Source organism: Mesorhizobium sp. M1227 (assembly GCF_040318315.1).
GTDB lineage: Bacteria > Pseudomonadota > Alphaproteobacteria > Rhizobiales > Rhizobiaceae > Mesorhizobium.
Map to the genome: position 1 here is coordinate 316945 of NZ_JAMYLZ010000002.1, position 25824 is coordinate 342768.

At 62.6% G+C, this 25824-nt stretch carries 30 protein-coding genes and 1 pseudogene; 14 read left to right on the forward strand and 17 right to left on the reverse strand.

The annotated features are described in order from the left end of the window. Positions 1 to 41: 41 nt before the first annotated feature. Entirely contained in the window at positions 42 to 2279 is a 2238-nt protein-coding gene (gene purL / locus NKH28_RS04815; protein WP_352501586.1) for a phosphoribosylformylglycinamidine synthase subunit PurL, read from the reverse strand. 148 nt (positions 2280 to 2427) lie between these two features. Then, positions 2428 to 3840 carry an aminotransferase-like domain-containing protein gene (locus NKH28_RS04820; RefSeq protein ID WP_352977995.1) on the reverse strand — a complete coding sequence of 471 codons (1413 nt, stop codon included), beginning with the start codon at positions 3838 to 3840 and terminating at the stop codon, positions 2428 to 2430. 27 nt (positions 3841 to 3867) lie between these two features. Between NKH28_RS04820 and NKH28_RS04825 the strand changes: the two genes are divergently transcribed. After that, complete coding sequence (locus NKH28_RS04825) at positions 3868 to 4185, forward strand: DUF1127 domain-containing protein (RefSeq protein WP_352977997.1); 318 nt, start codon at positions 3868 to 3870, stop codon at positions 4183 to 4185. A gap of 14 nt (positions 4186 to 4199) precedes the next feature. Here NKH28_RS04825 and NKH28_RS04830 read toward each other — a convergent pair whose 3' ends face one another. The 6 genes from NKH28_RS04830 to purC are packed head-to-tail and all read right to left on the reverse strand — an operon-like array spanning position 4200 to position 7703. Beyond that, positions 4200 to 4841 (reverse strand): Pr6Pr family membrane protein, encoded by a 642-nt coding sequence (locus NKH28_RS04830; protein ID WP_352977998.1) that lies wholly within the window; start codon positions 4839 to 4841, stop codon positions 4200 to 4202. Between the two features lie 4 nt (positions 4842 to 4845). Next, a complete protein-coding gene (locus NKH28_RS04835) occupies positions 4846 to 5256 on the reverse strand; it encodes a hypothetical protein (protein WP_352474652.1) in 411 nt (136 codons plus the stop codon). A gap of 2 nt (positions 5257 to 5258) precedes the next feature. Further along, the gene (locus NKH28_RS04840; protein WP_352977999.1) at positions 5259 to 5924 is read right to left on the reverse strand and encodes a glutathione S-transferase family protein; all 666 of its coding nucleotides are present in this window, start codon (positions 5922 to 5924) and stop codon (positions 5259 to 5261) included. A 31-nt stretch (positions 5925 to 5955) separates the two neighbouring features. Further along, positions 5956 to 6624, reverse strand: coding sequence for a phosphoribosylformylglycinamidine synthase subunit PurQ (gene purQ, locus NKH28_RS04845; RefSeq protein WP_352978000.1), 669 nt, complete (start codon positions 6622 to 6624; stop codon positions 5956 to 5958). 1 nt (position 6625) lies between these two features. After that, positions 6626 to 6868, reverse strand: coding sequence for a phosphoribosylformylglycinamidine synthase subunit PurS (gene purS / locus NKH28_RS04850; protein ID WP_352541430.1), 243 nt, complete (start codon positions 6866 to 6868; stop codon positions 6626 to 6628). A 40-nt stretch (positions 6869 to 6908) separates the two neighbouring features. Next, entirely contained in the window at positions 6909 to 7703 is a 795-nt protein-coding gene (gene purC, locus NKH28_RS04855) for a phosphoribosylaminoimidazolesuccinocarboxamide synthase (RefSeq protein ID WP_023674725.1), read from the reverse strand. A gap of 270 nt (positions 7704 to 7973) precedes the next feature. Between purC and NKH28_RS04860 the strand changes: the two genes are divergently transcribed. Continuing rightward, positions 7974 to 8294, forward strand: a complete 321-nt coding sequence (locus NKH28_RS04860) for a DUF1476 domain-containing protein (RefSeq protein WP_352978002.1) — start codon at positions 7974 to 7976, stop codon at positions 8292 to 8294. Between the two features lie 120 nt (positions 8295 to 8414). Further along, positions 8415 to 9188 carry an HpcH/HpaI aldolase family protein gene (locus NKH28_RS04865; RefSeq protein WP_352978003.1) on the forward strand — a complete coding sequence of 258 codons (774 nt, stop codon included), beginning with the start codon at positions 8415 to 8417 and terminating at the stop codon, positions 9186 to 9188. Here NKH28_RS04865 and NKH28_RS04870 read toward each other — a convergent pair. Beyond that, the gene (locus NKH28_RS04870) at positions 9185 to 9733 is read right to left on the reverse strand and encodes an RBBP9/YdeN family alpha/beta hydrolase (RefSeq protein ID WP_352474656.1); all 549 of its coding nucleotides are present in this window, start codon (positions 9731 to 9733) and stop codon (positions 9185 to 9187) included. The genes NKH28_RS04865 and NKH28_RS04870 overlap by 4 nt on opposite strands. Before the next feature lie 271 nt (positions 9734 to 10004). Here NKH28_RS04870 and NKH28_RS04875 point away from each other — a divergent pair, with 271 nt between their 5' ends. Next, entirely contained in the window at positions 10005 to 10817 is an 813-nt protein-coding gene (locus NKH28_RS04875) for a VOC family protein (RefSeq protein WP_352978005.1), read from the forward strand. 1 nt (position 10818) lies between these two features. Here NKH28_RS04875 and NKH28_RS04880 read toward each other — a convergent pair whose 3' ends face one another. Genes NKH28_RS04880 through NKH28_RS04895 form a run of 4 tightly spaced genes read right to left on the reverse strand, consistent with a single transcriptional unit; the run spans position 10819 to position 13995 of the window. Further along, positions 10819 to 11391: an RBBP9/YdeN family alpha/beta hydrolase gene (locus NKH28_RS04880; protein ID WP_352614093.1), complete on the reverse strand. Its 573-nt coding sequence runs from the start codon at positions 11389 to 11391 to the stop codon at positions 10819 to 10821. Next, positions 11391 to 12698: an adenylosuccinate lyase gene (purB, locus tag NKH28_RS04885; protein ID WP_352978007.1), complete on the reverse strand. Its 1308-nt coding sequence runs from the start codon at positions 12696 to 12698 to the stop codon at positions 11391 to 11393. The genes NKH28_RS04880 and purB overlap by 1 nt, the downstream gene beginning before the upstream one ends. Before the next feature lie 59 nt (positions 12699 to 12757). Beyond that, a complete protein-coding gene (locus NKH28_RS04890; RefSeq protein WP_352614092.1) occupies positions 12758 to 13258 on the reverse strand; it encodes a hypothetical protein in 501 nt (166 codons plus the stop codon). 11 nt (positions 13259 to 13269) lie between these two features. After that, on the reverse strand, positions 13270 to 13995 hold the full coding sequence (locus NKH28_RS04895) for a DUF2259 domain-containing protein (protein WP_352978009.1): 726 nt from the start codon (positions 13993 to 13995) through the stop codon (positions 13270 to 13272). Between the two features lie 248 nt (positions 13996 to 14243). Between NKH28_RS04895 and NKH28_RS04900 the strand changes: the two genes are divergently transcribed. Next, positions 14244 to 14498: a DUF2171 domain-containing protein gene (locus NKH28_RS04900; RefSeq protein ID WP_352474015.1), complete on the forward strand. Its 255-nt coding sequence runs from the start codon at positions 14244 to 14246 to the stop codon at positions 14496 to 14498. Positions 14499 to 14544: 46 nt separating this feature from the next. Here NKH28_RS04900 and NKH28_RS04905 read toward each other — a convergent pair whose 3' ends face one another. Together NKH28_RS04905 and NKH28_RS04910 are read right to left on the reverse strand one after the other, a co-directional pair. Further along, positions 14545 to 15564, reverse strand: a complete 1020-nt coding sequence (locus NKH28_RS04905; RefSeq protein WP_352541458.1) for a P1 family peptidase — start codon at positions 15562 to 15564, stop codon at positions 14545 to 14547. 14 nt (positions 15565 to 15578) lie between these two features. After that, complete coding sequence (locus NKH28_RS04910) at positions 15579 to 16652, reverse strand: branched-chain amino acid ABC transporter substrate-binding protein (protein WP_352474016.1); 1074 nt, start codon at positions 16650 to 16652, stop codon at positions 15579 to 15581. 180 nt (positions 16653 to 16832) lie between these two features. On the opposite strand from NKH28_RS04910, the gene NKH28_RS04915 reads away from it, so the two are divergent. From NKH28_RS04915 to NKH28_RS04935, 6 genes and pseudogenes are all read left to right on the forward strand, one after another. Beyond that, positions 16833 to 17327, forward strand: coding sequence for a flavin reductase (locus NKH28_RS04915; RefSeq protein WP_352836813.1), 495 nt, complete (start codon positions 16833 to 16835; stop codon positions 17325 to 17327). Positions 17328 to 17360: 33 nt separating this feature from the next. Continuing rightward, positions 17361 to 17469, forward strand: a pseudogene (locus NKH28_RS34430) (AAA family ATPase); the annotation flags it as partial. 85 nt (positions 17470 to 17554) lie between these two features. Next, the gene (locus NKH28_RS04920) at positions 17555 to 17893 is read left to right on the forward strand and encodes an XdhC family protein (RefSeq protein WP_352474017.1); all 339 of its coding nucleotides are present in this window, start codon (positions 17555 to 17557) and stop codon (positions 17891 to 17893) included. Positions 17894 to 17899: 6 nt separating this feature from the next. Then, the gene (locus NKH28_RS04925; protein WP_352474019.1) at positions 17900 to 18604 is read left to right on the forward strand and encodes an XdhC family protein; all 705 of its coding nucleotides are present in this window, start codon (positions 17900 to 17902) and stop codon (positions 18602 to 18604) included. Beyond that, the gene (locus tag NKH28_RS04930; RefSeq protein WP_352978011.1) at positions 18601 to 20211 is read left to right on the forward strand and encodes an NTP transferase domain-containing protein; all 1611 of its coding nucleotides are present in this window, start codon (positions 18601 to 18603) and stop codon (positions 20209 to 20211) included. The genes NKH28_RS04925 and NKH28_RS04930 overlap by 4 nt, the downstream gene beginning before the upstream one ends. A gap of 92 nt (positions 20212 to 20303) precedes the next feature. Beyond that, complete coding sequence (locus NKH28_RS04935; RefSeq protein ID WP_352978012.1) at positions 20304 to 21161, forward strand: alpha/beta hydrolase; 858 nt, start codon at positions 20304 to 20306, stop codon at positions 21159 to 21161. Here the strand turns inward: NKH28_RS04935 and NKH28_RS04940 are convergent. Beyond that, entirely contained in the window at positions 21158 to 22207 is a 1050-nt protein-coding gene (locus NKH28_RS04940) for a DUF1176 domain-containing protein (protein WP_352838452.1), read from the reverse strand. The two genes, NKH28_RS04935 and NKH28_RS04940, sit on opposite strands and share 4 nt — an antisense overlap. Before the next feature lie 123 nt (positions 22208 to 22330). Here NKH28_RS04940 and NKH28_RS04945 point away from each other — a divergent pair, with 123 nt between their 5' ends. Continuing rightward, positions 22331 to 22837 carry a DUF1993 domain-containing protein gene (locus NKH28_RS04945; protein ID WP_352821321.1) on the forward strand — a complete coding sequence of 169 codons (507 nt, stop codon included), beginning with the start codon at positions 22331 to 22333 and terminating at the stop codon, positions 22835 to 22837. A 52-nt stretch (positions 22838 to 22889) separates the two neighbouring features. On the opposite strand, the gene NKH28_RS04950 is transcribed toward NKH28_RS04945, so the two are convergent. After that, positions 22890 to 23054 (reverse strand): hypothetical protein, encoded by a 165-nt coding sequence (locus NKH28_RS04950; protein WP_352978014.1) that lies wholly within the window; start codon positions 23052 to 23054, stop codon positions 22890 to 22892. A 384-nt stretch (positions 23055 to 23438) separates the two neighbouring features. Here NKH28_RS04950 and NKH28_RS04955 point away from each other — a divergent pair, with 384 nt between their 5' ends. Continuing rightward, a complete protein-coding gene (locus NKH28_RS04955) occupies positions 23439 to 24506 on the forward strand; it encodes an aldo/keto reductase (RefSeq protein WP_352978016.1) in 1068 nt (355 codons plus the stop codon). Between the two features lie 48 nt (positions 24507 to 24554). Next, on the forward strand, positions 24555 to 25820 hold the full coding sequence (locus NKH28_RS04960) for a cysteine desulfurase-like protein (protein WP_352978018.1): 1266 nt from the start codon (positions 24555 to 24557) through the stop codon (positions 25818 to 25820). Positions 25821 to 25824: the final 4 nt, after the last annotated feature.

The window sequence follows — 25824 nt, forward strand, 5'->3', positions numbered from 1 at the left end:
AATGGCGGATGAACCACAGGGAAAGAGCCCACTCGATCACATCACGGGTCCACGACCTCATTTGCCATGAAGCGAGGGAACCAGGATTCGTGGGCGGCGGTCAATTCGCTGACCGGTATCGCACGCGCCTCGCCCAGCTTCAGGTCGCTGCCGCCGGTCGAGCCGATCCACGGCGCAAAAACGCCGAGCTTGTTTTGTTGTTCGCGAATGGCGTCCCATTGCTCGCTCTGCGGGTCGATCGACAGCGTCAAGAGATAGCGGCCCTGGTCCTCGCCGAACCAGACGGGGATTGGATCTGTGCCGATCAGGCCGGGGATGGTCGCGCCGATGCCGGAGGCCATCGCCATCTCGGCCAGCGCTACCGCGATGCCGCCATCGGAAACGTCATGCGCCGCGGTAACGACACCGGAGGCGATCAGTGCCCGCACATGGTCGCCGACCCGCTTCTCGTGGCCGAGATCGACCGGCGGCGGCGGGCCGTCGGCGCGGCCAAAGATGTCGCGCATATAGACCGACTGGCCAAGATGCGAGCCCCATATCGTCGGCGCGCCGACCAGCACGATCATCTGGCCTTCGGCGGCAAAGCCGATGCGCACCATTTTCGACCAGTCGGCAATCAGACCGACGCCGCCGATGGTTGGTGTCGGCAGGATGCCCTGTCCGTTGGTCTCATTATAGAGGGAGACGTTGCCGGAGACGATCGGAAAGCCAAGCGCCCGGCAGGCATCGCCGATGCCTTTCACAGCACCAACCAGCTGGCCCATGATCTCCGGCCGTTCCGGATTGCCGAAATTGAGGTTGTCGGTGGCCGCGAGCGGCAGAGCGCCGGTGGCGGTAAGATTGCGCCAGCATTCGGCAACCGCCTGCTTGCCGCCCTCGTAAGGGTCGGCCTCGCAATAGCGCGGCGTCACGTCGGAGGAGAAGGCGAGCGCCTTGGTCGGGTGGCCATCGACGCGCACGACACCGGCGTCGCCGCCGGGAAGCTGCAGGGAATTACCCTGGATCAGCGTGTCGTACTGCTCCCAGACCCAGCGGCGCGAGGAAAGGTCCGGTCCGCTCAGCAGCTTGAGCAGTGCGTCAGCCACATCGGCTTGAGGTGCATCGCCGGCCAGCGGCGCCGGCTTCTTCGGATCGACCCAGGGACGGTCATATTCCGGCGCTTGATCGCCGAGATCCTTGATCGGCAGGTTGGCGACCTCGTCGCCCTGGTGCAGCACGCGGAAGCGCAGATCGTCGGTGGTCTTGCCGACGATGGCAAAGTCGAGGCCCCATTTGTGGAAAATCGCCTCGGCCTGTTTTTCCTTTTCGGGGCGCAGCACCATCAGCATGCGCTCCTGGCTCTCCGAAAGCATCATCTCATAGGCGCTCATGCGCTCTTCACGCACCGGCACCTTGTCGAGATCGAGCTCGATGCCGAGGTCGCCCTTGGCGCCCATCTCGACCGCCGAGCAGGTGAGGCCGGCGGCACCCATGTCCTGGATGGCGATAACGGCGCCGGACGCCATCAGTTCGAGGCAGGCTTCGAGCAGGCATTTTTCGGTGAACGGATCGCCAACCTGCACGGTGGGCCGCTTCTCGTCGATCTTGTCGTCGAACTCGGCGGAGGCCATGGTGGCGCCGCCGACACCGTCGCGCCCGGTCTTGGCGCCGAGATAGACCACCGGCAGGCCAACACCCTTGGCTTCCGACAGGAAGATCGCATCAGTCTTGGCAAGCCCCGCCGCAAAGGCATTGACCAGGATGTTGCCATTGTAGCGGGCGTCAAAATTGACCTCGCCGCCGACCGTCGGCACGCCGAAGGAATTGCCATAGCCGCCGACGCCGGAAACGACACCGGCAACGAGGTGCCTGGTTTTGGGATGGTCCGGCGCGCCGAAGCGCAGCGCGTTCATCGCCGCGATCGGCCGCGCGCCCATTGTGAAGACATCGCGCAGGATGCCGCCGACGCCGGTCGCAGCCCCCTGATAGGGCTCGATATAGGAGGGGTGGTTATGGCTCTCCATCTTGAAGACGACGCAGTCGCCGTCGCCAATGTCGACCACGCCGGCATTCTCGCCCGGGCCCTGGATGACTTGCGGCCCGGTGGTCGGCAGCGTGCGCAGCCACTTCTTCGAGGATTTGTAGGAACAATGCTCGTTCCACATCGCCGAAAAAATACCAAGTTCGGTAAAGCTCGGTTCGCGCCCGACCAGGTCGAGGATGCGCTGGTACTCGTCGGGCTTCAGCCCGTGCGCGGCAATGAGTTCAGGAGTGATCGGCACGGAATTGGAAATGGTCATGATCGGCAATTGTGTCCTTGAGATCGAGTCCCGTCTTATCGCAAGCGTTGCAGCCGATACACCCCGTTGGATGACTAAAACGATGGAAAGCAACAGCTGACCGCAAGTAGCGAAAGATCGCCACTCGACCCGCCGGTTTCAAGCCGGTTCAGGAAAAGCTGTCGTAGCCGGCGCGGCCCTCGTCCAGAAGCCGCCGGATTACCGCGACGCCGTGCGCGATATCGTCCCGCTGCCGCGGTTGCGAGATGCCAAACCGTACGCCGTGAAAGGCCTGTTCGGAACGCCCTGCCTTGAACTCGTCCTCGTCGTCGATGAGCACGCCATGTTCGAGGCAGGCCTGCTTGAAAGTGCCGGAAAGCCATGGGTCCGGCAAAGTGAGCCAGACGAACGGCACGTTATCCAGCGCCTTGAAATCGAAGCCGTCGAGTGTCTCGCGCACGATCGCGATGCGCGCACCGATCTCGGCAATGCTGCGCTTGCGCACCTCAGCGGCCTGACCGGACAGCACCAGCCGGCTGCCCACCTCCGCCAGCAGAAAGGGCAGGCCGCCCGTCATCATCTTGTGGGCAACCCGGATGCGGTGACGATAGGCCGGCGGGCAAGCGAGCCAGCCGCCGCGAACACCCGCCGCAACCGATTTCGACAGGCCGCCGGCAACGATGGTCCGTTCGGGAGCATATTCGGCCATTAAAGGCGTTGGGTCATCGGTCAGTCCGCCATAGAGATCGTCCTCGATCAGGACGACGTTATATTGACGGGCGACATGCGCGATTGCCTCGCGGCGCGATGCCGACAGCGTTGTCAGCGTCGGGTTCTTGGCCGTCGGCATCAAAAACATCATCTTCGGGTGCTTTTGTGCGCAGACGCGCTCGAAATCCTGGGGATCGATGCCCTCGTCGTCAGTCGCCACCAGTGCGGTCCGGCGACCGATCAGGCCGGCACTGCGCGAGATCTGCGAATAGGTGAGGTGCTCGAAGACGACATAGTCGCCGGGGGCGGTGAGCCCCGCAATGGTTGCCATCACCGCGGCGTGGGTGCCGAGCGTGGGAACGATTGCATCCGTCGCCGGGCGATAGGAATTGCGCGACAGCCAGCGCCTGCCGGCTTCGAACCAGCGGTCCGGGAAATCACGAGTATAGCTTGAAGTCTCATGCGGATGGTCTTGCGCCGTGCGTGTCAACACATCGGCGACGATGGCACCCTGGCCGACATCCGGTGCGGCGGTGCTATCGAAGCGCAGCTTGTCGCCGGGCGCATCCATGTAGCGCGTGCCTTGTTCGACCGGCCCCAGGAAATCCGGCTTTGCGCTCTCCGACTGTTGAGCGAGAACATAGGTTCCGCGGCCGACCTCGCCGCTGACCAGTCCCCGCTCGCGCAGCAATTGATAGGCCCTGCCAACCGTGCCGACGGTCGTGCCGATGTCGTATGCCAGATCGCGCTGCGGAGGCAGCTTTGCCCCTGCACCGATCAAGCCGCGGTCGATGTCCGTCTCGATGGAATCGGCAAGCCGCTGATAGAGTGGGCCAGTGCCGCCGGTAAGGTCTGGAAGCCAAGTTGTCATGGTGACAATTTTCTACATTGCACCGAAATGAGAGTCAATACATATGAAACGGGCAATACAAAAGGGCACAATTGCAATCTTGGCAGAAAGAAAATGGGTACAATAGAGACAATCCGCTACGCCGCAGTTGAATTGCAGGTGCAGGTGGCGCGCCCGCCGGGCAGGCCAACCTATGTCAGTCGGGTGGTGCGTACGCTCAAATCCTTCGCGAGGTGGATTGACGGGTTAATGGATCGCCGGCGCAGCCGGCTGGTCCTGCTCGAGATGACCGATGCCCAGCTCAAGGACATCGGCATTTCGCGCTGCGATGCCCATTGTGAAGGTCTGAGGCCGTTCTGGGACTGATGCGTTCGAGCGCTTTAGCGGACGCCCGCCGCCCTGATCCGCGTGACACCGTGGTCCACAAGCACCGCCACAATGCACAGCATCAGAAAGAGCCCGGTGATGGCCAGAGCCGAGACGGCGACGCTGGTCGCGCCGTTCTTGGCGAGATCGAGGAACGGGTAGGGCACTTCACCGGCAATCGGCGCCCGCACCAGCGCGTAGGCCAGATAGGCAATCGGATAGATCATCCACCAGGAGATGTCGCGCCACCGCGTCGAGCCGTCGGCGCCTGCCACAAGCCACCACAGCACGAACAACACCGGCGTCACATAGTGCAGGAGCACATCGCAGAGCAGGAACAGCCCTTGCGGCTGCCAAAGCTGCGCCAGGACCGTTGCATAAACGATGAGGACCAGCGTTATGGCGACGGCTACGCCCGCCCGCATCCGTGGCGCGGCAAAGGCCGGAAACCAGGCATAACCCGTCGACGACAGCAACGAGGCATGAACGAGCACCGCGCCGATGTTGGTCAGGATGGTGAAGAAGCTGAAATAGAAGACCAGCGAGCCGGCAAAGCCGCGGCCGGCTTCCATTGATGCCGGGACGGTGATGCAGAGCTGCAGGACGAGCCCGGCCAGGCCGACGACCAGACCGGCGATCTGCAGCACGCGACCCATTGGGCTAGGCAGCAGCGCCGCAGGCCGGATTGCCCGCCTGCCAGCGGGCAATGTCCGAGCCGATGCGGGCGCCGAGCGGTTCCGCCATCAATGGGCCGAACACGTCGACGCGGCTCGAATTGCCTTGCGCCTGCACGACCAGCAACGGCTTTCCACCATAATGTTTGGCCGGCACCAGCAGGAAGCGCGGCGTGCCGCTGAACGAATTCAGCTCGTTGGCCATCTGGTAAGATTTGAAGGCAGGGTCCTTGCTGGCGATCCAGCATTTGTGGGCAGCTATTGCCACCTGCTCCATGGCAAGCAGTGACGCGCTCTTGCCCGCCGGCGCCGGCGCGCTCTTCGGGCCTGACTGGCAGGAGGCGAGTACAAGCCCGGCGGAAGCGGCGAGGGCCAGGCGGGCGAGTGTCGATCGCATGGTCAAGCGGCGCCCATCTCGAGTTCGGACAGAAACACCTTCAGACCGTCTGTCATCTCACCCCAGACGCGCGACAGCGCCGGATGCTGCAGGGCGATTTGCTCATAGGCATCGAATTTCGGATAGCCATCAAGCAGGTCGGGGCGGCCGATCGTCGCCCTGAAATTGTTGAAGACGAAGCGGGTCGGCGTCAGCCACGCATCGGCGAAGGAGATGTCGTCGCCGAGCGCGAACGGGCCATGCGCCATGCGGGCCTCGATTGCCGCAAGCCCGTGATGCAATCGGGCGAACTGTGCCTTGATCTCCGCCTCGTTGCGCTGCGGCACGAAATAGAGTTCGAACAGCTTCATCGTCGGGGCGAGCACATCGAGGTCGGTGATGCGGGCGAACATGCGCACCAGCGCCCGGTCCTTCGAGTCCCTCGGCAGCAGCGCCGGCTCGGGAAAGCGCTCCTCCAGATATTCGGCGATGACCACCGATTCGACGATCGTTTCACCGGAGCCGGTGATCAGCACTGGAATCCGGTTCAACGGCGAGATGGCACGAAACGCCTCCGGGATGGGAAACCCCGGCGGCGGTGCAATGAGCTTGAGCGGCACGTTCTTGATGTAGGCCAACGCCCGCACGATCGACGAATAGGGCGACAACGGCCGCGAATAAAGTTTCATGACCGTGGCTCCAGGAGGAAAATTGAAGGCATCAAGCGGCGATGCCCAGCGCGCTTTCGAACAGCGCCCGGCCGTCGCTGCCGCCATGCGCCGCTTCGATCAGGTTCTCGGGATGCGGCATCAGGCCGAGCACATTGCCGCGGCCGTTGACGATGCCGGCAATGTCGTTGATCGAGCCATTGGGATTTGTGCCTTCGGCATAGCGGAATACCACCTGGCTTTCCCCTTCGAGGCGGGCCAGCGTTTCGGCATCGGCAAAATAATTGCCGTCATGGTGCGCCACCGGCGCGCGGATGACCTGGCCCGGCTGATAGCGGCGGGTAAACATCGTGTTGGCATTTTCAATCTGCAGCTTGACTTGCCGGCAGACGAATTTCAGCGAGGTGTTTCGCATCAATGCGCCCGGCAGCAGGCCGGCCTCGACCAGGATTTGGAAGCCGTTGCAGACGCCGATGACCGTGACGCCCTTGGCCGCCTTTTCGGCGACAGCCCGCATTACCGGCATGCGCGCGGCAATGGCGCCGCAGCGCAGATAATCGCCAAAGGAAAAGCCGCCGGGAATGGCGATCAGGTCGACATCGGGAATGTCGGTGTTGGTCTGCCAGACGGTGACCGGCGGCGTGCCGGAAATCTTGGTCAGCGCCGCGATCATGTCGCGGTCGCGATTGAGGCCGGGGAGCAGGACGACGGCTGATTTCACCTCAGGCGATCTCCACCGCGTAATTCTCAATCACCGTATTCGCCAGAAGCTTGTCGCACATGGCTTTCAGATCCGCTTCGGCCTTGGCCTTGTCGCTCTCGGCAAGTTCGATATCAAAAACTTTGCCTTGCCGCACCTGGCCGATGCCGCCGAAACCCATTGCGGACAGCGCATGCTCGATTGCCTTGCCTTGTGGGTCTAGCACGCCGTTCTTGAGGGTTACGGTAATGCGGGCCTTGATCACGCTGGACATGTTCCTGTTCATCTGTTGAGCGGGCAAGCCATCAGTGCGGCTTGCCTTTGACACCGTCGGTCGATGCGACGAGCACCGGCCCGGCTGGGCGCGGCGGCTCGTTCTCGTTCATGATGCCGAGTCGGCGGGCAACTTCCTGATAAGCTTCGACCAGCCCGCCCATGTCGCGGCGGAAGCGGTCCTTGTCGAGCTTGTCCTGCGTCGCCACGTCCCACAGCCGGCAGGAATCCGGCGAAATCTCGTCGGCGACGACGATGCGCATCATGTCGCCTTCGAACAGGCGGCCGCATTCGATCTTGAAATCGACCAACTGGATGCCGACGCCCATGAACAGGCCGGAAAGGAAGTCGTTGACGCGAATGGCCAGCGCCATGACATCGTCGATCTCCTGTGGGCTCGCCCAGCCGAAGGCGGTGATGTGCTCTTCCGATACCATCGGATCGTCGAGTGCATCGGCCTTGTAATAGAATTCGATGATCGAGCGCGGCAGCACGGTGCCTTCCTCGATGCCCAGGCGCTTGGCCAGCGAGCCGGCGGCGACGTTGCGCACCACCACTTCGAGCGGGATGATCTCGACTTCCTTGATCAACTGCTCGCGCATGTTGAGCCGGCGGATGAAGTGGGTCGGAATGCCCATCCGGTTGAGGTGGTTGAAGATGTGCTCGGAAATGCGGTTGTTGAGCACGCCTTTGCCATCGACGATTTCATGCTTCTTCTTGTTGAAAGCGGTAGCGTCGTCCTTGAAGAACTGGATCAGCGTGCCAGGCTCCGGTCCCTCATAAAGGATCTTGGCCTTGCCTTCATAAATGCGGCGGCGATTTTTCATCTGATTTTTCTCTGGATTTGCGGGCAGGCGGCAAGCGACCAGTTCCTGTCCGTCTGCCTAAAATAAGATGGCGACGGTGGGGTTCAATGCCGGTGTCTATCCCAATCGCACTGTTTGCTCAATCGGCAAATCCTTTCAATCAACCGCTTTCGGGCACCGAAATGCCGCAGCGCAGCAAGCAATGTAGCATATTGACCGGCCTGCGCCCTTTTGGTTTGTGCTCCGGCAACACATATTGGCACAACGAATCGGATTTCACGGAGGGATGCCATGAGCAGCATGAAAGACCGCGAAGAGGGCTTTGAGCGCAAATTCGTATTCGACGAGGAACTTCGGTTCAAGGCTGCGGCACGCCGCAACAGAGCGCTCGGCCTGTGGGCTGCCGAAAAGCTCGGCAAATCCGGCACCGATGCCGACGCTTATGCCAGGGAAGTGGTCGTCAGCGACATCGAGGAAGCCGGCGATCACGACGTTTTCCGCAAGATACGCAAGGATTTCGATGCGGCGGGCATCGACCAGTCGGACCATCAGATCCGCCGCACCATGGATGAATTGATGGCGCAGGCGATCGAGCAGATCAAGAACACCTGATTTTTCAGCCGGTACCGATCGAATGCTGGACCAATCGACCGCCTGGCCTAACCGCGCGGTTTTTCTTTGCCTTTGCGGTCATTTCCGGCTGAATTGCTGCAAGCAAAGAGGAAATCGCCAATGTCCCTGAAGTCACGCCTTGCGGTCGACGAGACGCTGTTCACCGCATGGTCCGGCGTGCCGGATGCCTTGACGGTCGAGATACTGGCCAGGCAAGGGTTCGACGCGGTTACGCTCGACATGCAGCATGGGGGCCATCACGAGGACAGCGTGCTGCGCGGGCTTGTGCCGGTGCTGGCCGCCAACAAACCGGCTTTGGTACGCATCCCGGTCGGCCGCTTCGACATGGCCAGCCGTGCGCTTGACTTCGGCGCCGAGGCGGTGATCGCCCCGATGGTGAATTCGGTGGCGGACGCAAAGCTGTTTGCTGCCGCGATGAAATACCCGCCACTCGGCGAGCGCTCCTGGGGCCCGACCTATGCTTTTCCGCGCCATGGCAAGGGCGACTATGCCGACTGGCTGCGCGACAGCAACCAGCGCACCATGGCGTTCGCCATGGTCGAAACGCGGGCCGCGCTTGATTCACTCGACGGCATCCTCGACACGCCGGGCATCGACGGGATATTCCTTGGCCCGTCGGATTTCTCGATCGCCTGGTCGAAGGGCACCACCGTCAGTTCGACGCTGGAGAGCATGATGGGGACCGTCGCCTCGATCGCCGAGCGCACCCGCAAAGCCGGCAAGCATGCGGCGATCTATGTGATGGAACCGGCCGTTGCCGGTCGCGTGGTGTCGATGGGTTACCGGCTGCTGGCGATGGGTTCCGAGCATTCGCTGATTTCGCTTGGGGCAAAGACCCTGCTGAACAGCGTCAGGGATTCGATCGCTTCCTAGAGGTCCGTCAGGAATTTCGCGAACGTCATCGAACCTTCGGGCCATGGGCCGAAGCCGGAATCCGCGTTGAGATGACCGGCATCGCCGGCGTCGATGAACAGCGAGCCCCACGCCGCGGCAATGTCCTCGGCGACGCCGAAGGCGCAGAACGGGTCGTTGCGGCTTGCGATCACCACTGACGGAAATGGCAGCGGGTCACGCGGGTAGGGGCCGAAGGTCATCAGGTGCCTCGGCTTTATTTCAGGGTTGGCGACATCGGGCGGCGCCACGAAGAAAGCGCCGGCGACCGGTCGCTCGAACCGAGGCAATGCCTGGATGACCGCGGCGACGCCAAGCGAGTGAGCGACAATGACGACCGGCCGCTCGGCCTCGTTAACCGCCTTGGCGACACCGGCCGTCCAATCCTCGCGCACCGGCTTCGACCATTCCGTCTGTTCGACGCGGCGCGCTGTCGATAGTTTCGACTGCCAGCGGCTCTGCCAATGATCGGGGCCGGAATTGGTGTAGCCCGGCACGATGAGAATATCTGCTTCCCTGACTTTCATGGCGCGCATGTAGCGAGAGGCGCTGTCGGGTGCAACCGGGTATGAACTCGACAGCGACACGCAAACGGCCTCTCATGAGCCCGGTTCTGCTCGCTATTGTGAACACCATGTTCGCTTCTTGCGCTCTTGTGTGAACGATTGCGATCGACGATCTGTCGCTGGGAAAGAATGGCTGTTCCGAGATTTTGGCACGGACACGGCGTAGAATGATTGATGGCGCCGGGTTCCTCCGTTGGAAGCTTGTCGAGCGCCGGCTGAACGGAGCACTTTGATGAGCGAACTGCCTTTTGCCGCGACGACCCCGGTCAGCGTTGCCCGTGTCGGCTTGCGGGCGCGCGATGCAGAAAATCTCGCTGGCTACTATCGCAAAGTCGTCGGTTTGCAGGAACTGAGCCGCTCCGGCGGCACGATTACGCTCGGCGCAGTCAATCGCCCTTTGCTCGACATCGAAGCGGATCCGGCTGCGAAACCCGATGACCCGCGCAGCGCCGGTCTTTTCCACACCGCCTTCCTGCTACCCAGCCGGGCCGATCTCGGCCGCTGGATCAATCACGCCATCGCCGGCAAGATCGGCATCGAGGGCGCATCCGACCATCTGGTCAGCGAGGCTCTTTATCTGACCGACCCGGAAGGCAACGGCATCGAGATCTATGCCGACCGCCGCCCCCAGGACTGGAAATGGAACGGCGACAAGATCGCGATGGCGACGGAGCGGCTGAACATTCCGTCGGTCGTTGCCGCGGTGCCGGCCGGCGACACCGGCTGGCAGGGCGCGCCGGAAAACAGCATTATCGGCCACGTCCATTTGCGGGTCGGCAGGCCGGAAGAAGCCGAAGCATGGTGGCATCAGGAGTTCGGTTTCGACACAGTGGCAAAGTACGGTGGCGCGGCGGTGTTCCTGTCGTCCGGCGGCTATCATCACCACATTGGCGCAAATGCGTGGCAGAGCGCGGGCGCCGGTCGCCGCGATCCCGCCCGCTCCGGCTTGGCCTGGGTCGAGATGCGCTCGGACAATGCCGCAAGCGAGACCACCCGCGAGGATCCGTGGGGCACGGTGATAAGGACGGTTCCCGGTAAGGCGTAGGTTAGAGGTTTGCTTTTTCGAACAAGCGGCCAAGCATGAGCAGGCCCGCTGGCCATACGCCGAGGCCGGCCTCGTTTCCCATATGGCCAAGATCGCCGGCATCGGCGATATCTGCGCCCCAGGCGGCGGCAAAGGCGGTCGCCTTGTCGAAGGTGACGCGTGGGTCGCTGCGGCTCGCCACCACCAATGCCGGGAAGGGCAGGCGCTTCAGCGGCATCGGCGCGAACGGGCGCACCGCGTCGAATGAGGGATCGGTATCCTCGACATTGGTCGCGGCAACCAGGAATGCCGCCGCGACCTTGTCGAGTTGGCTTTGACTGGCGCCGGCAGCCCACTTCACCGCCGTCGCCACCGCCAGCGAATGCGCAAGCAGCACGACGCGGCGCGGTGCGGCGGCCACCGCGGCATCCACCTGGCCGATCCAGTCTTCAGGCTTTGGCCGGTCCCACTCGGCCTGCAGCACGCGGCTCGAATTGGGGAACACCCGGCACCAATGCGACATCCAATGATCCGGCCCGGAATTGCCGCGCCCGGGCAGGGCGAGGAAATCGAAATCTCCGGCCGACGAAATCATCAGGCTTCTCCAAACACTCGGCTAAAGATCGTATCGACGTGCTTGGTATGATAGCCCAAGTCGAATTTCTCGCGGATCTCGGCCTCGGGCAAGGCTGCGACAACGTCCTTGTCGGCCAAAAGTTCCTCAAGAAAATCAGCGCCTTGCTCCCACACCTTCATGGCGTTGCGCTGCACCAGCCGGTAGGCGTCCTCGCGCGAAACACCGGCTTGCGTCAGCGCCAGCAGCACGCGCTGCGAATGCACAAGGCCACGGAATTTATTCATGTTCTTCAGCATGTTGTCGGGGTAGACGAGCAGTTTGTCGACAACGCTGGTCAGGCGTGAGAGCGCGAAATCGAGCGTCACCGTCGCGTCGGGCCCGATCATGCGCTCGACCGAAGAATGCGAGATGTCGCGTTCGTGCCAGAGCGCCACATTCTCCATTGCCGGCAATGCGAAGGAGCGCACCATGCGGGCAAGGCCGGTGAGGTTCTCGGTCAGCACCGGGTTGCGCTTGTGCGGCATCGCCGACGAGCCCTTCTGGCCGGGTGAAAAGTACTCTTCTGCTTCGAGTACCTCGGTGCGCTGCAGATGGCGCACCTCGATCGCCAGCCGCTCGATCGACGAGGCGATGACGCCGAGCGTGGCGAAGAACATCGCATGGCGGTCGCGCGGGATCACCTGCGTCGACACCGGCTCCGGCTTCAGTCCGAGTTTCTTGGCCACGTATTCTTCGACATAGGGGTCGATATTGGCGAAGGTGCCGACCGCACCCGAGATGGCGCAGGTGGCGATGTCCTCGCGTGCGTGCACCAGCCTCTCGCGGCAACGCGAGAATTCGGCATAGGCCTGCGCCAGCTTGACGCCGAAGGTGGTCGGCTCGGCATGGATGCCGTGGCTGCGGCCGATGGTGATGGTGTCCTTGTGCTCGAAGGCGCGGCGCTTGAGCGCCACAAGCAGCCCGTCAATGTCGGCCAGCAGGATGTCGCTGGCGCGGGTGAGCTGCACGGCAAAACAGGTGTCGAGAACGTCGGAGGATGTCATGCCCTGGTGGATGAAGCGGGCATCCGGCCCGACGAATTCGGCAAGATGGGTGAGAAAGGCGATGACGTCATGCTTGGTGACCCGCTCGATCTCGTCGATTGCTTCGACATCGAATTTTGCCGCCCCGCCTTTCTCCCAGATGGTCTTGGCGGCCTCCTTCGGGATGACGCCGAGCTCGGCCAATGCGTCGCAAGCGTAGGCCTCGATCTCGAACCAGATACGGAACCGGGTTTCGGGTGACCAGATGGCCACCATTTCCGGCCGGGAGTAGCGAGGGATCATCAGTCGGTCCTGACTTGTGAGAGCATTTGCCCGCGTCCTAACAGAGGCAGGCAAAATGCTCAACGTTGCTGGCGCGCAAACCAGACACTGGCGACAGCGAGTGCAACGAAACCGAGCGGAAAATACAGCCGGATGCCGAGGACGACGAACTGGTAAAGCGCCGTCAACATCGTGAACACGAACTGGAAAACCCAGGTGATGGTGAGCGCGGGTGCATGCCATTGGACATAGTAGGAGCGGTATTGCAGCCCAAAGAGGCCGCCGGTGAAGGTAATTGTCGCGGCGAGAAGGCAGACGAAGGCGGCGGCGAGGGCGATTTCCCAGTGGCGTCCGAGCGAGACGAGCCGCGCCAGAAACAGCCCAACCGGGAAGGCCAGCGCGCCGCCGGCAGCATAAAGCAGCGAGACGAAGCGGACCTTCGCCGGGGTCTCCCAATCGTACTGCAGCAGATTGAGCAGCGCGCTGGCGCCCATCGCTGCCGCCCACAGCAAGGCACCGGCAAATGCGGTGCGCAGCGACGGCAGAGCACGGCGGAGACGGCGCAGAGCGCGATAGCGCATGGCGGGGAACGTCACAGGCGACCGGTTACCGCGATCCAGCGATAGTCCGGCCCTTCGAAGCCGTATTGGCGCACCGCGATCAGCACGGCATAGGCGCTGAGGCTATCCAGCGAAAATGTCTGAACCGCGCCGATCTGGTAGCCATTCGGACAGCCTCTGCTTTGCGGGATCGATTTGTCCTCGTGAATGATCCTCGTCTGGCCGCCATCCTTCGGCTCGATGCGCAGCAGGCGAAAGCCGTTGATCTCGCCCTGGCTCTGGCAGCGTTCGGTGTCATTCATGCCGATCTGGTCGAGCCGGAACTCGAGCGGATCGTCGACCGGCGAGAAGATCGGGCGCGGATTGACCACCATGCGGAAGGGATCGGCAGAAAGCTCGGTCACCGGGTTGAAGCCGGCGGTGATGCCGCGATTTGCCGTGAGTTCCGCCTGACTGACGATCGCTTCGCCCCTTTGCCGGGCCTGCAGCCGCGCTGCGGCCACCGTGGCATTCTCGTCGTCGAGCCGGACACGTATCGGCGAGCCCTTCAGGAAACTGTCATCGGCCGTGTCGATATAATAGCGGATCGCATAGGGAAATCCGGATCCGTCCTGGACGCCGTATTCCTCGAAGGCAAAGACCCCGCCATCACTGCTGAAGCCGAGGATCTCAAGCTCGGCGACATCGCCTGCGTGGGCGGCGGCCAAAGTTGCGAGCGGGGCAAGCAGGCAGACGGCAAACAGGGCAAGATTTCGCATGGGACTTTCCATTCCGGCGGTCGACGCCGTTAAATTCCTATCACGATGCCGTCAAAAGATCGTGCTGACTGAAACACAAAGTCGATGCATCCAATCCGGCCGTCGTTTGTTATTGTCGGCAGCTTCACCGCATCGTGCCTTCCGAAAATCAGCATCGATTTTCGGAAGGCACGGTGCATTGATTCAAAATGTTTAGAGCGTCCTTTGCGCGTTCAAAGGGACGCGCGGCGCTCTAAGGGAGACCCCCAATGATTGATGCAGCCAAGATTCGCGAACGTATGGAAGTGATCGGCGCCGACGGCGTCCATGTCGGTACCGTCGACAAGGTTGACGGAGATCGCATAAAGCTGACCAAGCGCGACAGCGGCGAGGGCGCTCACAGGGGCCATCACCACTTCATTCCTCTCAGCCTTGTCGCCGAGGTCGAGGGCCAGAAGGTGCGGCTGTCGGCAAACTCGGATGTTGCGGTCACGTTCGAGGAAGAAAAATCCGAACCCACCTGATCATAATCCAGTCTGACTACGGCTCACCCGAATGAGCGTTGCGCGTTCAGCGCGACGACCAGACCGGGAACAGATCGCCCTCGGCCGGCGTCGCGGCAAAGACGCCGCGGCTGATGGCGCGTGCCATCGTGGCGCCGGCCGCGGCGTAGAGATCGACGGCATCGTTGGGTGCGAGCTCAATGCCGCTCTTGCCCGTTGCCAGCGCGAAGACCAGATCGCCGTCTGCGGGCGTGTGCGTCGGCCAAATGGCACGGACAAAGCCGTCATGCGCCGATATCGCCAGACGTTTGGCGGCGGCCTTCGTGAGTACCGCATCGGTGGCGATCACGGCGATGGTCGTGTTGGCGCCGGTTTCCGCCTGTTCTGCCGCATGCTTGTCACGGAACTTCAGCAGGACCTTTCTGGCATCGTCAGGCATCGGGTGGGGATAGCCTAACCCGCCGAACTCGTCGCCGATCTCGAACGGCGCCGCCCAGAAATGGCGGGTCCCTGCGACCGTCACCGAGCCGGTCGGGTTGACGGCGGCGAGCGCGCCGATGGTGACGCCGCTGTCCAGCACTGTCGAGGCCGAGCCGAGCCCGCCCTTCAGGCCGGAACTCAAAGCCCCGCTACCTGCGCCGGCAGTGCCGAGCGCAAAGTCTATCGCAGCGGCTTGCGCGGCTTCGTAGCCAAGGTCACGGTAAGGCGGATACCGGCCCCAATCCTTGTCGCCGCCATTGCGCAGGTCGAACAGGATCGCCGCCGGCACGATCGGCACGCGAAAGCCGCCGACCTCGACGCCGATGCCCCTTTCACGCAATGCCGCCTGCACCCCCGACGCGGCGTCGAGGCCAAAAGCAGACCCGCCCGAAAGCACCAGGGCATGGATGGCGTGGATCGAATTGTGCGGCTCGAGCAGGTCGGTTTCGCGGGTGCCCGGCGCACCGCCCAGGATTTGCACGCCGGCCACGGCCGGTTCGTCGCAGATGACGGTGGTCACACCGGATTTCAGCTTGGCATTCGCCGCATTGCCGACACGCAGGCCGGCGACGTCGGTGATGAGATTGCGCGGACCCGTATGGAACATCCCTGTGCTGGACATCATTGGCTCTCCGCCGGCACGAAACGGCCGCCGTCGAAACGGAAGGCTCGATAAGGATTTTGCGTCAGGTCACCTTTTTCGTCAAAGCGGATCGGTCCGATCGCCGTGGTGAAGTCATGCGCGGTCAGCACGTTGGCCAGCCTCTCGCCGGAGCTTTGCGTCAATGCTGAAGCCGACTTGGCGATCTCGACCGCGGCATAGGCGGGCAGCGTGTAACCTTCCGGCACGATGTTTTGTCCGGCAAAGCTCTGCAGCACCTTGGGGTCGGCGACATCGGCCCATTCGGGCGGCGCGATCATCAGCGTGCCGTCGGCATAAGCCACGTCGCCGAGCGGCGCGCGCAACGCTTCGCCGCCGGCAAACACCATGCCGGTATTTAGCTGGCCAGCATCCCGGCCCATAATGGCGACATCATCGCCGTCGCCGCCGGCAAAGACATGCGTTGCGCCGGCTTTCCTAAGTCGGCCGATCAGGCCGATCTGGTTATCGAGCTGCGGCCGGAACGTGTCGACGAAAACCGGCTTCAGCGCCGCTTGCTCGGCGGCTGCCCGAAATGTCTCGGCCATTTCGCGGCCATAGATCGTACCGTCGTCGACGATGGCGAACAGCTCGGTCTGCCATAGGCGGGTGAGGATGGCAGCGACGGCATTGCGCTCGTCGTCGCCGCGCGGCCCGAGACGATAGATCGGCCATCCGGTCTTGGCGCGCCGGTCGGTCAGGCTTTCCGTGCGAACGCCGACTGTGATCACCGGTATGCCGGCATCCTTGAGGATCGGCAGAGCCGCCTCGATTGCGTCGGTGCACAAAAACCCGATGACGACGTTGACCTTGGCCGCGGTGAATTCCCGCGCGGCGGCGGCGCCACCGTCGGCCGTGCAGGCGTCATCGATCGTCCTGATCTCGGTACCGTCAGCTTCAGCCGCCATTGTCGCGCCGGCCTCGATCTGTTTGCCGAGGATTGCCGACGGCCCCGACAAAGGTGCCGCGACGCCGACCCGCAGCGTCTCGGCGCTCGCACTACCGGCGACCGAGAGCCAGGCCAGCACCGCTATTGTGGTTGTCCAACGTCGCATGCGAGCGAAGAATTCCTCCGCGCCGATCGCGTGTTCTGCCGGCGCCAATGCCGTCAAGACCTAAAGGCTGGCCAGCTTTGGCGCAACACGCGAATTCGGGATATAGGTCAAGCACTTCGCTTGTGGCCTGCAATATCCCCCCATATATAACGGTTGGTTCTGACTAGTGGAAAATCATCGGTGCTGAAGAAGAATGACATCGGGCCGCAGGCCTACCGCGACGCGATGGCCCATTTTGCTGGCCATGTGCATGTAATCACCACCGATGGCCCTGCCGGCAGGCGCGGCGCAACGGTGATCGCGGCCTGCTCGGTGTCGGATACGCCGCCAACCATCCTGGTTTGCCTCAATCGTGAAAATCCCAAGAACGAGCCGTTCGTGGAAAACGGCAAATTTGCCCTGAACACGTTGGCTTCGGATCAGGAGCCGCTGTCGATCGGCTTTTCCGGCATTACCGGCCTGCCGGTCGAGGAGCGTTTCGCATTGGCCGAATGGGATGTGATCTCGACCGGTGCGCCGACGCTGAAGGGTGCGCTCGCCGTCTTCGACTGCGAACTCATCGACTCCAAGGATCTGGCCACCCACCGTGTGCTTTTTGGCAAGGTTACAGGTTTGCGCATCGGCGATAATTTGCGGCCGCTGATCTATCACAACCGCGGGTACCACGCTTTGTAGAGGCTTTCAGATGGCCGCGTCGGCGAAGACAGGATGACCGAGTTGAAAACCGCGTCCGGCGCCGCGGACGATCGACGAGACGCTCGATCTGTTGACCCGTGCGGATTATGTGGCGGACCGGTCGCTGGCAACCGTGCTGTTTTTTATGCGTTCGGTCGACGCGCGCCCGTGGATCGAGGCTGGCGTGAAGCGCGTCGCATAACCACATGTCTGCCAGGGAGAAAATCATGGAACGCAGTATCTATCTCGATGAGGCCCGCGACCCGCTGATCATCGCGGAGGGCTGGATGAAGGACGGCAAGGATGTCGCCATTGCCACCGTGGTCGAGACCTGGGGCTCGGCGCCGCGCCCGGTCGGCAGCCACCTGGTCATCGACGCCGAAGGCAATTTCCACGGCTCCGTCTCGGGCGGCTGCGTCGAAGGCGCCGTGGTCGCCGAGGCGGTCGATGTTATCGATAGCGGCAAGGCCAAAATGCTCGAATTCGGCGTCGCAGACGAGACCGCCTGGCAAGTCGGCCTGTCATGCGGCGGCCGCATCAAGGTCTATGTAGAAAGATTGGGTTGATCTCGAATGGATCCCTATGCGCTGAAGACACTCAACGCCGAACGCCGCGCCCGCCGCGCGGCAATCCTGGTCACCGATCTCGGCGACGGCCGCGACCGTGTCGTGCGCGAGGGCGACCGGGTAGCCGGCGAACTCGGGGCGGCCGTCGCCAAGGCATTTCGCACGGGCAATTCCGGTTCGGTCGAAGCTGAGGGACGGACCTTCTTCCTCAACGCACATCTGCCGCAGCCTCGCCTGGTGGTCATCGGCGCCGTCCACATCAGCCAGGCGCTGGCACCGATGGCCAGGATCGCCGGCTATCCTGTCGAGATCATCGATCCGCGAACGGCCTTTGCCACGCCCGATCGTTTTCCCGATATCGCGCTGCATGCCGAATGGCCAGAGGATGTGCTGACGCGTCAGCCGCTCGATAGCTATACGGCGCTGGCTGCTCTCACCCACGATCCGAAGATCGACGATTTCGCGCTGAAGGCGGCGCTCGACGCCGGCTGCTTTTATGTCGGCGCGCTCGGCAGCCGCAAGACCCACGCCAAACGTGTGGAACGCCTGCTGGCTTCGGGAGCGACCGCCGACCAGATCGCCCGCATTCATGCCCCGATCGGCCTCGACATTGGGGCTGCCAGCCCGGCCGAGATCGCCGTCGCGGTGTTGGCGCAAGCGATCCACGCCTTTCGCTCCCGCGGCCTCGAATCCAAAGGCGCGGTCGCGTGAAATTTGGTCCCGTTGCGATCGATACGGCCGAAGGGGCAGTGCTTGCGCACGCCACCACAGTCGGAGAGCGCCGCTTCCGCAAGGCGCACAGGCTAAGCGCCGGGGATGTGTCCCTGTTGAAGGCCGCTGGCATTTCCGAGGTCGTAGCGGCGGTGTTGGCGCCCGATGATCTCAGCGAGGACGTCGCTGCCGAAAAGATCGCCGCATCCATGATCCATCGCAACATCGAGGCGAAGCCCGCCGCGACCGGCAGGGTCAACCTCCACGCGCAGGCTGCCGGCATGTTCACCGTCGACGCGGCGATGATCAACGCCATCAACGCCGTCGATCCGACGATCACCATCGCCACGCTCGCGCAGCATGCGCCGGTCGAAAAAGGTCAGATGGTAGCAACGGTGAAGATCATCCCATTTGCGGTCGCCTCCGCTTTGGTCGATGCCGTGGCAAGGATCTGCGCCGGCGGCGAGATATTTGCGGTCAACGCCTATCAGCCGGTGCGCGTCGGCGTCATCCAGACGGTGCTGCCCGGCATCAAACCCAGCGTGCTCGACAAGACGCTGCGCGTCACCGAAGCGCGCCTGGCGCGTTCGGGCGGCAGGCTGACGGCGGAGCGTCGAACCCTGCATGAAATTATCCCCGTCGCCGAGGCTGCGGCCTCGCTGATCCGCGACAACGATATGGTGGTTATCTTCGGCGCCTCGGCGATGGCCGATTTCGGCGACGTCGTTCCCGCTGCCATCGAAAAGGCAGGCGGCACTGTCATCCGCGCCGGCATGCCGGTCGATCCCGGCAATCTGCTGGTGCTAGGCACTCTAGGCGGCAAGCGCATCATCGGTGCGCCGGGCTGCGCCCGCAGTCCCAAGGAGAACGGCTTCGACTGGGTGCTTGACCGGCTGATCGCCGGTCTCGACGTGACCGCCAGGGATATTGCCGGCATGGGTGTCGGCGGGCTGTTGATGGAAATTCCGACGCGGCCGCAGCCGCGCGAGCCATTGCCGGCCAAAGCCGAACCAAAGGTCGAGATCGTGCTTCTGGCCGCCGGCCGCTCCAGCCGCATGGGCGGGCCGAACAAGCTCTTGGCGCTCTTCGATGGCAAGCCGCTGGTCCGTCGCACTGCCGAACGCGCGGTCGGTTCGAAAGCCGGGGCCACTATCGTCGTCACTGGCCACCAGCGCGAGCGCGTGCGCGATGCACTGTCTGGCCTCGATGTGACCTTCGCCGACAATCCGGATTTCGGCGAGGGTCTGTCTTCGTCGCTGAAGGCCGGCATCGCCAAGATTTCCGGCGACGCCGCCGGCGCCATGATTGTCCTCGGCGATATGCCCGGCGTCGCCTCGGCCGACCTCGACAGGCTGATTGAGGCGTTCCGCAGGTCCGAAGGCCGATCGGTGGTGCGGGCCTCGCACGACGGGCGGCGCGGCAATCCGGTGCTGCTGCCGCGTTCGCTGTTTGCCGCGATCGCTCACCTCGAAGGCGATACCGGCGCCCGCCATCTGGTCGAGGCCGAAGGGCTAGACGTCATCGATGTCGAGATCGGCGAAGGGGCAGCCGTCGACGTCGACACGCGCGAGGCGCTGGAAGGCGTCGGCGGCGTGCTGCAGGATTGACAAACCGAAGCCGAAAAACGCATGGCTGAGGGATGGCCTTTCGTTCCTGCTTCCGGTTCCGCTTGCCTCCCTTCGGCCTCCCGGCCCTGCTGATGGCGATTCTTTTGTCGCTCTCTTGTGCCGCCTACGCCAACGCTCTCGAACTCAAACCCTTCAAGGACGATCTGTTCGCCTACCCGGGCACGCTCTCGTCCGAAAACAACGGCGCCTATACGGTTGTCGATTATCGTGAGCTGCGCGACATCAACGCTCGTGACGAAGTGCCTGAGCGTCGTGTGCACGCGCAATACACCGACACCGGCGTGCGTAAGGTGCAGCAGGATCTCTTGCTGCCGACCGATGCAGGCGATGTCCGCCACATTGCTGTCGGCAAGACCGGGGGCGCCAGCATCATCGTGCTTTATCTGCACGGGCAGGGCGGCAGCCGTAAGCAGGGTGCTGACGATTTCACTTTCGGTGGCAATTTCAACCGTATCAAGAACCTGATGGCCGGTAATGGCGGCCTCTATCTGTCGCCGGATTTTTCCGATTTCGGCGACACCGGTGCCGCCCAGATCGCCGCATTGATCGGCCACTATGCCGAACAGTCGCCGCGCGCAAAAATCTTCGTCGCCTGCGGCTCTATGGGCGGCGCGTTGTGCTGGAAGCTGGCCGCCCGCAAGGACACCGGCGGGCGCATCGACGGGCTGCTGCTGCTCGGCTCGCTGTGGGACGAGAGTTTCTTCTCAAGCTCCGCATTCAAGCGCCGTGTGCCGGTCTTCTTCGGCCAGGGCAGCAAAGACCCGGTGTTTCCAATCGAGAAACAGGAAGCCTTCTTCCGATCGATTCTGGGCAAATCGAAAGCCTACCCGACCCGCTTTGTCCGCTTCGAGACCGGCACACATGGCACGCCGATCCGCATGACCGACTGGCGAGGCACACTCAACTGGATGTTATCGAACGTCCCTTAGGGCGCGGTGTTGTAGTCGAGCACGGTCTGCGGGTTGATCTCGCCGTCATAAGAGGCATCGACCTCATACTGCACCAGCGAGAAATTGCCGTGGCGAAACAGGTAGGTGCCGGCCGACGAGGCGTCGCCGACGCCGCGCCACTTGTTCAAGGATGAAATCGTTTTGGTGGCCTCGTCATATTCGGAGTTGACCAACTGGTCGTCAGTCTGGAAGCCGATGATGTTGATGCCCTCGACCTTGCCTTCGCTATTGTTGTTCTCATAGCGAATATCGAGTTCCGGTGACGCGAATTGCAATTGCCGGACGCCCGATACGTCGTCGTAGATGTAATAGACTGCGCTCTCATTGTAGGCGGCCATCGAGCAGAAAAAGCGAAACAGCCGTGTCTCGCGTTCGGGCTCGTTTTCGGCCGCCCCCGCATCCTTGTAGCGGAGCGAGTAGGCGTCCGGCTCTCCTCGCGGATCGCCGCCGGGCATGTCCTTGTCGCACTGGTCGCCATAAGTCGCGGCAAACGCCTTGTTGGCCTGCTCAAGCGCTGCGTCCTTCTTCGGCGGCGGCTGTCCTTCGCCGCAGCTTGCCGGCACGGCATCTTCGAAATCGGCCTTTGAGGGTTTCAGCGCACCCTTGTCGATGAAGATTGCGCGAAATGGCGGTTCCTGGATCGAGGCATTGATCTGGCGCAGCGTATAGCAACCGGCAAAGACATTTTCGCTGCCGTCCTTGGCCGTCGCCCGGATGGCGACGGGAACGCTGTAGTAGATGCTGCCGGCAGCACCGTCTTCGGATACGCCGCCGGTTTTGACTTCGACCGTGTCGGTGCCGTCATAGCCTTTGACGAAGGAGTTGAAATCTTTAGCCGGCTTGGTGTCGCCGAAATAGTCCCAGGCGCGCGCGAACTCGTGCCGGCTGATGGCGCTGTAGAGCGACCGGATGACCGCTTCGGCATCCGACCTGTCGTCTATGTAAGGCGCGTCGGCGGCGAGCACCGGTTGGCTGGTAGCGGCAAGGGAGAAAAAAGCGGTCGCTGCGAACAAGGCGCGTCTCATCGGGAACCTCCACTCGATGAAAAATCCTATCATATCGATTGCGGCGGCGTGGTGACGCTTGAACAATCGCCTGCGAAAGCGCTACCTCTCGCCGTGGGCAGTCGGGCCGCGTGGAGATTTCTTGTGACCATATCAATGTATGAAGCATCCGTGCCGGTATTTTCGGCGAGGCTGAAGGCACTAGCCAATGTGCTGAACATTGCCGAGCAAAATGCGGCTGACCGCAAGATCGACCCGCAGGTGTATCTCACGGCGAGGCTGGCGCCGGACATGTTCGCCCTGACCAGGCAGGTACAGATTGCCACCGATCACGCCAAGGGCGCGCCGTCGCGGCTTGCCGGGCGCGAGGTGCCAAAATACGAGGACAATGAGGCGAGCTTCCCCGAGCTGCAGGCGCGCATAACCAAGACGCTCGATCTACTCGCCACGTTCTCGGCGGCCGAATTCGATGGTTCAGATGACAGAATGGTCGAACTGAGGCTTGCGGGGCGCGAGGTGTCGATGCCGGGAATGCAGTATCTGCTGCATGCCGCCATGCCCAATTTCTATTTCCACCTGACCACCGCCTATGACATCCTGCGTCACAACGGCGTGCCATTGGGCAAGTCGATTTTCCTCGGATTGCGTTGAGATTCGCTCGGGAGATATCCCGGCCGCGCCGGGATATCTCGCGGTGCACTGTTTAGCGCAGCGACATTTCCCGGGCGATGCGCGGGAAATCGGACGCCTTGACGCCGATATCGGCGCGATCGGCATTGCTCATCGAATGGAGCAGCGCCAGTGCCGCGCGATAGCGCAGCTGTTCCCGCGGACGCGGACGGGCGAACATTTCAGTGAAGAATCCCATGATTCAAGCCCCTTTATTGAACCTCCACGGCCGTCAATATAGGCAGATCATGACAATTGTGCAGTGCAGCATCCGCATGGCAGCCATGCTGCCCCGATCTTTTTTGACATAATTCGGCTGTTCCGGCGAAACTTCTGTGGCGCTTCGACCGTAGAGTCAGTGCCGGCACTTGGCCGGTTTTTCCTCGCCATTCCTGGCGAAATTCCGGACTGCATTCACATGCAGTCCGGCTTTTTTGTTAGCCGCAGGGATAAACTCCGTCCGCCGGCGTCCTGGGAAAGTCGCCTGGCCTGCCGTCGGTGGGCTTGGAAGCGGGCGACGCTTTCCTGTATGCTATTGCTTCCTCCTCGCGCAGCCGCGCAAAATTCCCGCCGGAGAAACTCCATGCACAAACGCCGTCTCGGCCAGACCGATCTTTTCGTGTCGCAAATCTGCCTCGGATCGATGACCTGGGGCCAGCAGAACACCGAGGCGGACGGTCACGCCCAGATGGATCTGGCGTTTGCTCGCGGCGTCAATTTCATCGACACCGCCGAACTCTATCCGATCCCGCCCAAGGCGGAGACACAAGGCCGTACCGAGACATTCATCGGCAATTGGATGAAGAAAAAGCGCAATCGCGACCAGGTGATCATCGCCTCGAAGGTAGTTGGTCGTACCGCCAACACTTGGTTTCGCGGCGACCGCCCGTCTAGGCTGGTGCGCGCCGATATCTTCGACGCTATCGATAAGTCACTCGCCAGGCTCAACACCGATTACATCGACCTCTATCAGATCCATTGGCCGGAACGCGACGTGCCGTGGGGCGCCAATCCGAACCGCATCGGCGCCGTGCCGCGACGCTCCGATGCCGCCGGCGTGCCGGAGGGCGAGACGCCGATCGCCGAGACGCTTGCCGTGTTCGATGAACTGGTGAAGGCCGGCAAGATCCGCCATTTCGGCCTGTCGAACGAGAATTCCTGGGGCGTCATGCGTTTCATTGGCGAAGCCGACAAGGGCCTCGGTCCGCGCGTCGCCTCCGTGCAGAACGCCTATAATTTCGTCAACCGCACCTTCGAGGTGAACCTAGCCGAAGTCTGCGAGCGCGAGCAGGTGTCGCTGCTTGCCTATTCGCCGCTGGCGCAAGGCTATTTGACCGGCAAATACGATCATGGCGCGCGGCCGCAGGGCTCGCGCTCGCAGTTGTTCAACCGCGGCCAGCGCTACGAGACTCCGAATGCTGCCGACGTGCAGCTCGAATACAACCGGTTGGCGCGCACCTTCGGCATGGAGCCGGCGCTGTTTGCCAATGCCTATGTCTCGAACCGGCCCTTGGTCACCTCGAACATCATCGGCGCCACCACCATTTCGCAACTCGAAATGGCGCTCTCTTCCGCCGACGTGGTCTGGACCGAGGACATGCAGAAAGCCGTTGATGCGATCCACCAGCGCGTCGGCAATCCGTGCCCTTGATGCGTCGGGACGTGGTTGTCCGATCGTCATAAGGAGAGGGGAACAGCCGTGGACTTCCGGATCGACGCGGTGCGCGCGAAATTTCCGGCTTTGTCGCTGACCGACAAGGGCCGCCGGCGCATCTATCTCGACAATCCTGCCGGCACGCAGGTCCCGCAGGCGGTGGGGGACGCAGTATCGCGTTGCTTGCTGACCACGAATGCCAACCTCGGCGGCTTCTTCGACACCACCGTTGCAGCACAAGGCATCGGGGACGAGGCCCATCTGGCGATGGCGGATTTTCTCGGCGCTGCGAGCCCGCAGGAAATTATCATCGGTGCCAACATGACGACATTGACCTACCACATGTCGCGAACGCTCGGCCGCACGATGAAGCCCGGGGACGAGATCATCCTCACCCGCATGGACCATGAGGGCAACGTCTCGCCCTGGCTGCAACTGGCAGAAGACCTTGGCCTTGTCGTGCGCTGGCTGCCCTTCGACCAGCAGAGCTGGCAGATCGAAGAGGCGGCGCTCGCCGCGCTGCTTTCCGAGAGGACGCGGCTCGTCGCGCTCAACTACGCCAGCAATCTCACCGGGTCGATCAACCGGGTGAAGGCGTTGACCGGCATCGCCAGGCGGGCTGGTGCGTTGGTCTACGTCGATGCCGTCCAGTTCGCGCCGCATGGCCTGATCGACGTCCAAAACCTCGGCTGCGATTTCCTGATCTGCTCGGCTTACAAGTTCTTCGGCCCGCATATGGGGATTTTGTGGGGCAGGCTGGACGTTATCGATGCGCTTAAGCCGTATAAATGCCGTTGCTCGTCCAATGCCTTGCCGGAGCGCTTCGAGCTCGGCACGCCGCAAATTGAATTGATGGCCGGCCTGTCGGCGGCTGTCGATTATTTTGCCGAGTTGGGCGCGGCAGCCGGCGCGCAAGGATCGCGTCGGCTGAAAATCGCCAAGGCCTTCGAAGTTTCAATCGCTTACGAGAACCCGCTGGCGCAACAGCTGATCGACGGTCTGTCGGATATTGCCGGCCTGACCATCCACGGCATCACCGATCCGAAGCGGATCAATGAGCGTGTGCCGACGGTGTCGTTCACTGTCGAAGGCATCGTGCCGGAGACGATCGTGCGGCAGATGAATGCCGAAAACATCTTCCTGTGGTCCGGCCACAACTACGCCTGGGAGATCGTCCACCAGCTCGGCATTCCGGCCGAGCAGGGGGTGGTGCGCATCGGCATCGCTCATTACAACACTTCAGCCGAAATCGACGAGACGCTGGAGAGCGTGCACCGCGTTGTCGCCATGCTGAGGCAGGAACGATCCTGAGCGG

What these genes read in the sequence shown, in the direction of transcription:
- NKH28_RS04865 (WP_352978003.1), top strand. Translation starts at nt 8,415, where the DNA reads ATGTCCCTGAAGTCACGCCTTGCGGTCGACGAGACGCTGTTCACCGCA.
- NKH28_RS04880 (WP_352614093.1), bottom strand. Translation starts at nt 11,391, where the DNA reads ATGATTTCGTCGGCCGGAGATTTCGATTTCCTCGCCCTGCCCGGGCGC.
- NKH28_RS04920 (WP_352474017.1), top strand. Translation starts at nt 17,555, where the DNA reads ATGGAACGCAGTATCTATCTCGATGAGGCCCGCGACCCGCTGATCATC.
- NKH28_RS04830 (WP_352977998.1), bottom strand. Translation starts at nt 4,841, where the DNA reads ATGGGTCGCGTGCTGCAGATCGCCGGTCTGGTCGTCGGCCTGGCCGGG.
- NKH28_RS04905 (WP_352541458.1), bottom strand. Translation starts at nt 15,564, where the DNA reads ATGTTCCATACGGGTCCGCGCAATCTCATCACCGACGTCGCCGGCCTG.
- NKH28_RS04870 (WP_352474656.1), bottom strand. Translation starts at nt 9,733, where the DNA reads ATGAAAGTCAGGGAAGCAGATATTCTCATCGTGCCGGGCTACACCAAT.
- NKH28_RS04900 (WP_352474015.1), top strand. Translation starts at nt 14,244, where the DNA reads ATGATTGATGCAGCCAAGATTCGCGAACGTATGGAAGTGATCGGCGCC.
- NKH28_RS04950 (WP_352978014.1), bottom strand. Translation starts at nt 23,054, where the DNA reads ATGGGATTCTTCACTGAAATGTTCGCCCGTCCGCGTCCGCGGGAACAG.
- NKH28_RS04825 (WP_352977997.1), top strand. Translation starts at nt 3,868, where the DNA reads ATGAGAGTCAATACATATGAAACGGGCAATACAAAAGGGCACAATTGC.
- NKH28_RS04910 (WP_352474016.1), bottom strand. Translation starts at nt 16,652, where the DNA reads ATGCGACGTTGGACAACCACAATAGCGGTGCTGGCCTGGCTCTCGGTC.
- NKH28_RS04895 (WP_352978009.1), bottom strand. Translation starts at nt 13,995, where the DNA reads ATGCGAAATCTTGCCCTGTTTGCCGTCTGCCTGCTTGCCCCGCTCGCA.
- NKH28_RS04935 (WP_352978012.1), top strand. Translation starts at nt 20,304, where the DNA reads ATGGCGATTCTTTTGTCGCTCTCTTGTGCCGCCTACGCCAACGCTCTC.
- NKH28_RS04925 (WP_352474019.1), top strand. Translation starts at nt 17,900, where the DNA reads ATGGATCCCTATGCGCTGAAGACACTCAACGCCGAACGCCGCGCCCGC.
- NKH28_RS04860 (WP_352978002.1), top strand. Translation starts at nt 7,974, where the DNA reads ATGAGCAGCATGAAAGACCGCGAAGAGGGCTTTGAGCGCAAATTCGTA.
- NKH28_RS04820 (WP_352977995.1), bottom strand. Translation starts at nt 3,840, where the DNA reads ATGACAACTTGGCTTCCAGACCTTACCGGCGGCACTGGCCCACTCTAT.
- NKH28_RS04875 (WP_352978005.1), top strand. Translation starts at nt 10,005, where the DNA reads ATGAGCGAACTGCCTTTTGCCGCGACGACCCCGGTCAGCGTTGCCCGT.
- NKH28_RS04890 (WP_352614092.1), bottom strand. Translation starts at nt 13,258, where the DNA reads ATGCGCTATCGCGCTCTGCGCCGTCTCCGCCGTGCTCTGCCGTCGCTG.
- purL (WP_352501586.1), bottom strand. Translation starts at nt 2,279, where the DNA reads ATGACCATTTCCAATTCCGTGCCGATCACTCCTGAACTCATTGCCGCG.
- NKH28_RS04835 (WP_352474652.1), bottom strand. Translation starts at nt 5,256, where the DNA reads ATGCGATCGACACTCGCCCGCCTGGCCCTCGCCGCTTCCGCCGGGCTT.
- purC (WP_023674725.1), bottom strand. Translation starts at nt 7,703, where the DNA reads ATGAAAAATCGCCGCCGCATTTATGAAGGCAAGGCCAAGATCCTTTAT.
- NKH28_RS04840 (WP_352977999.1), bottom strand. Translation starts at nt 5,924, where the DNA reads ATGAAACTTTATTCGCGGCCGTTGTCGCCCTATTCGTCGATCGTGCGG.
- NKH28_RS04940 (WP_352838452.1), bottom strand. Translation starts at nt 22,207, where the DNA reads ATGAGACGCGCCTTGTTCGCAGCGACCGCTTTTTTCTCCCTTGCCGCT.
- NKH28_RS04955 (WP_352978016.1), top strand. Translation starts at nt 23,439, where the DNA reads ATGCACAAACGCCGTCTCGGCCAGACCGATCTTTTCGTGTCGCAAATC.
- purB (WP_352978007.1), bottom strand. Translation starts at nt 12,698, where the DNA reads ATGATCCCTCGCTACTCCCGGCCGGAAATGGTGGCCATCTGGTCACCC.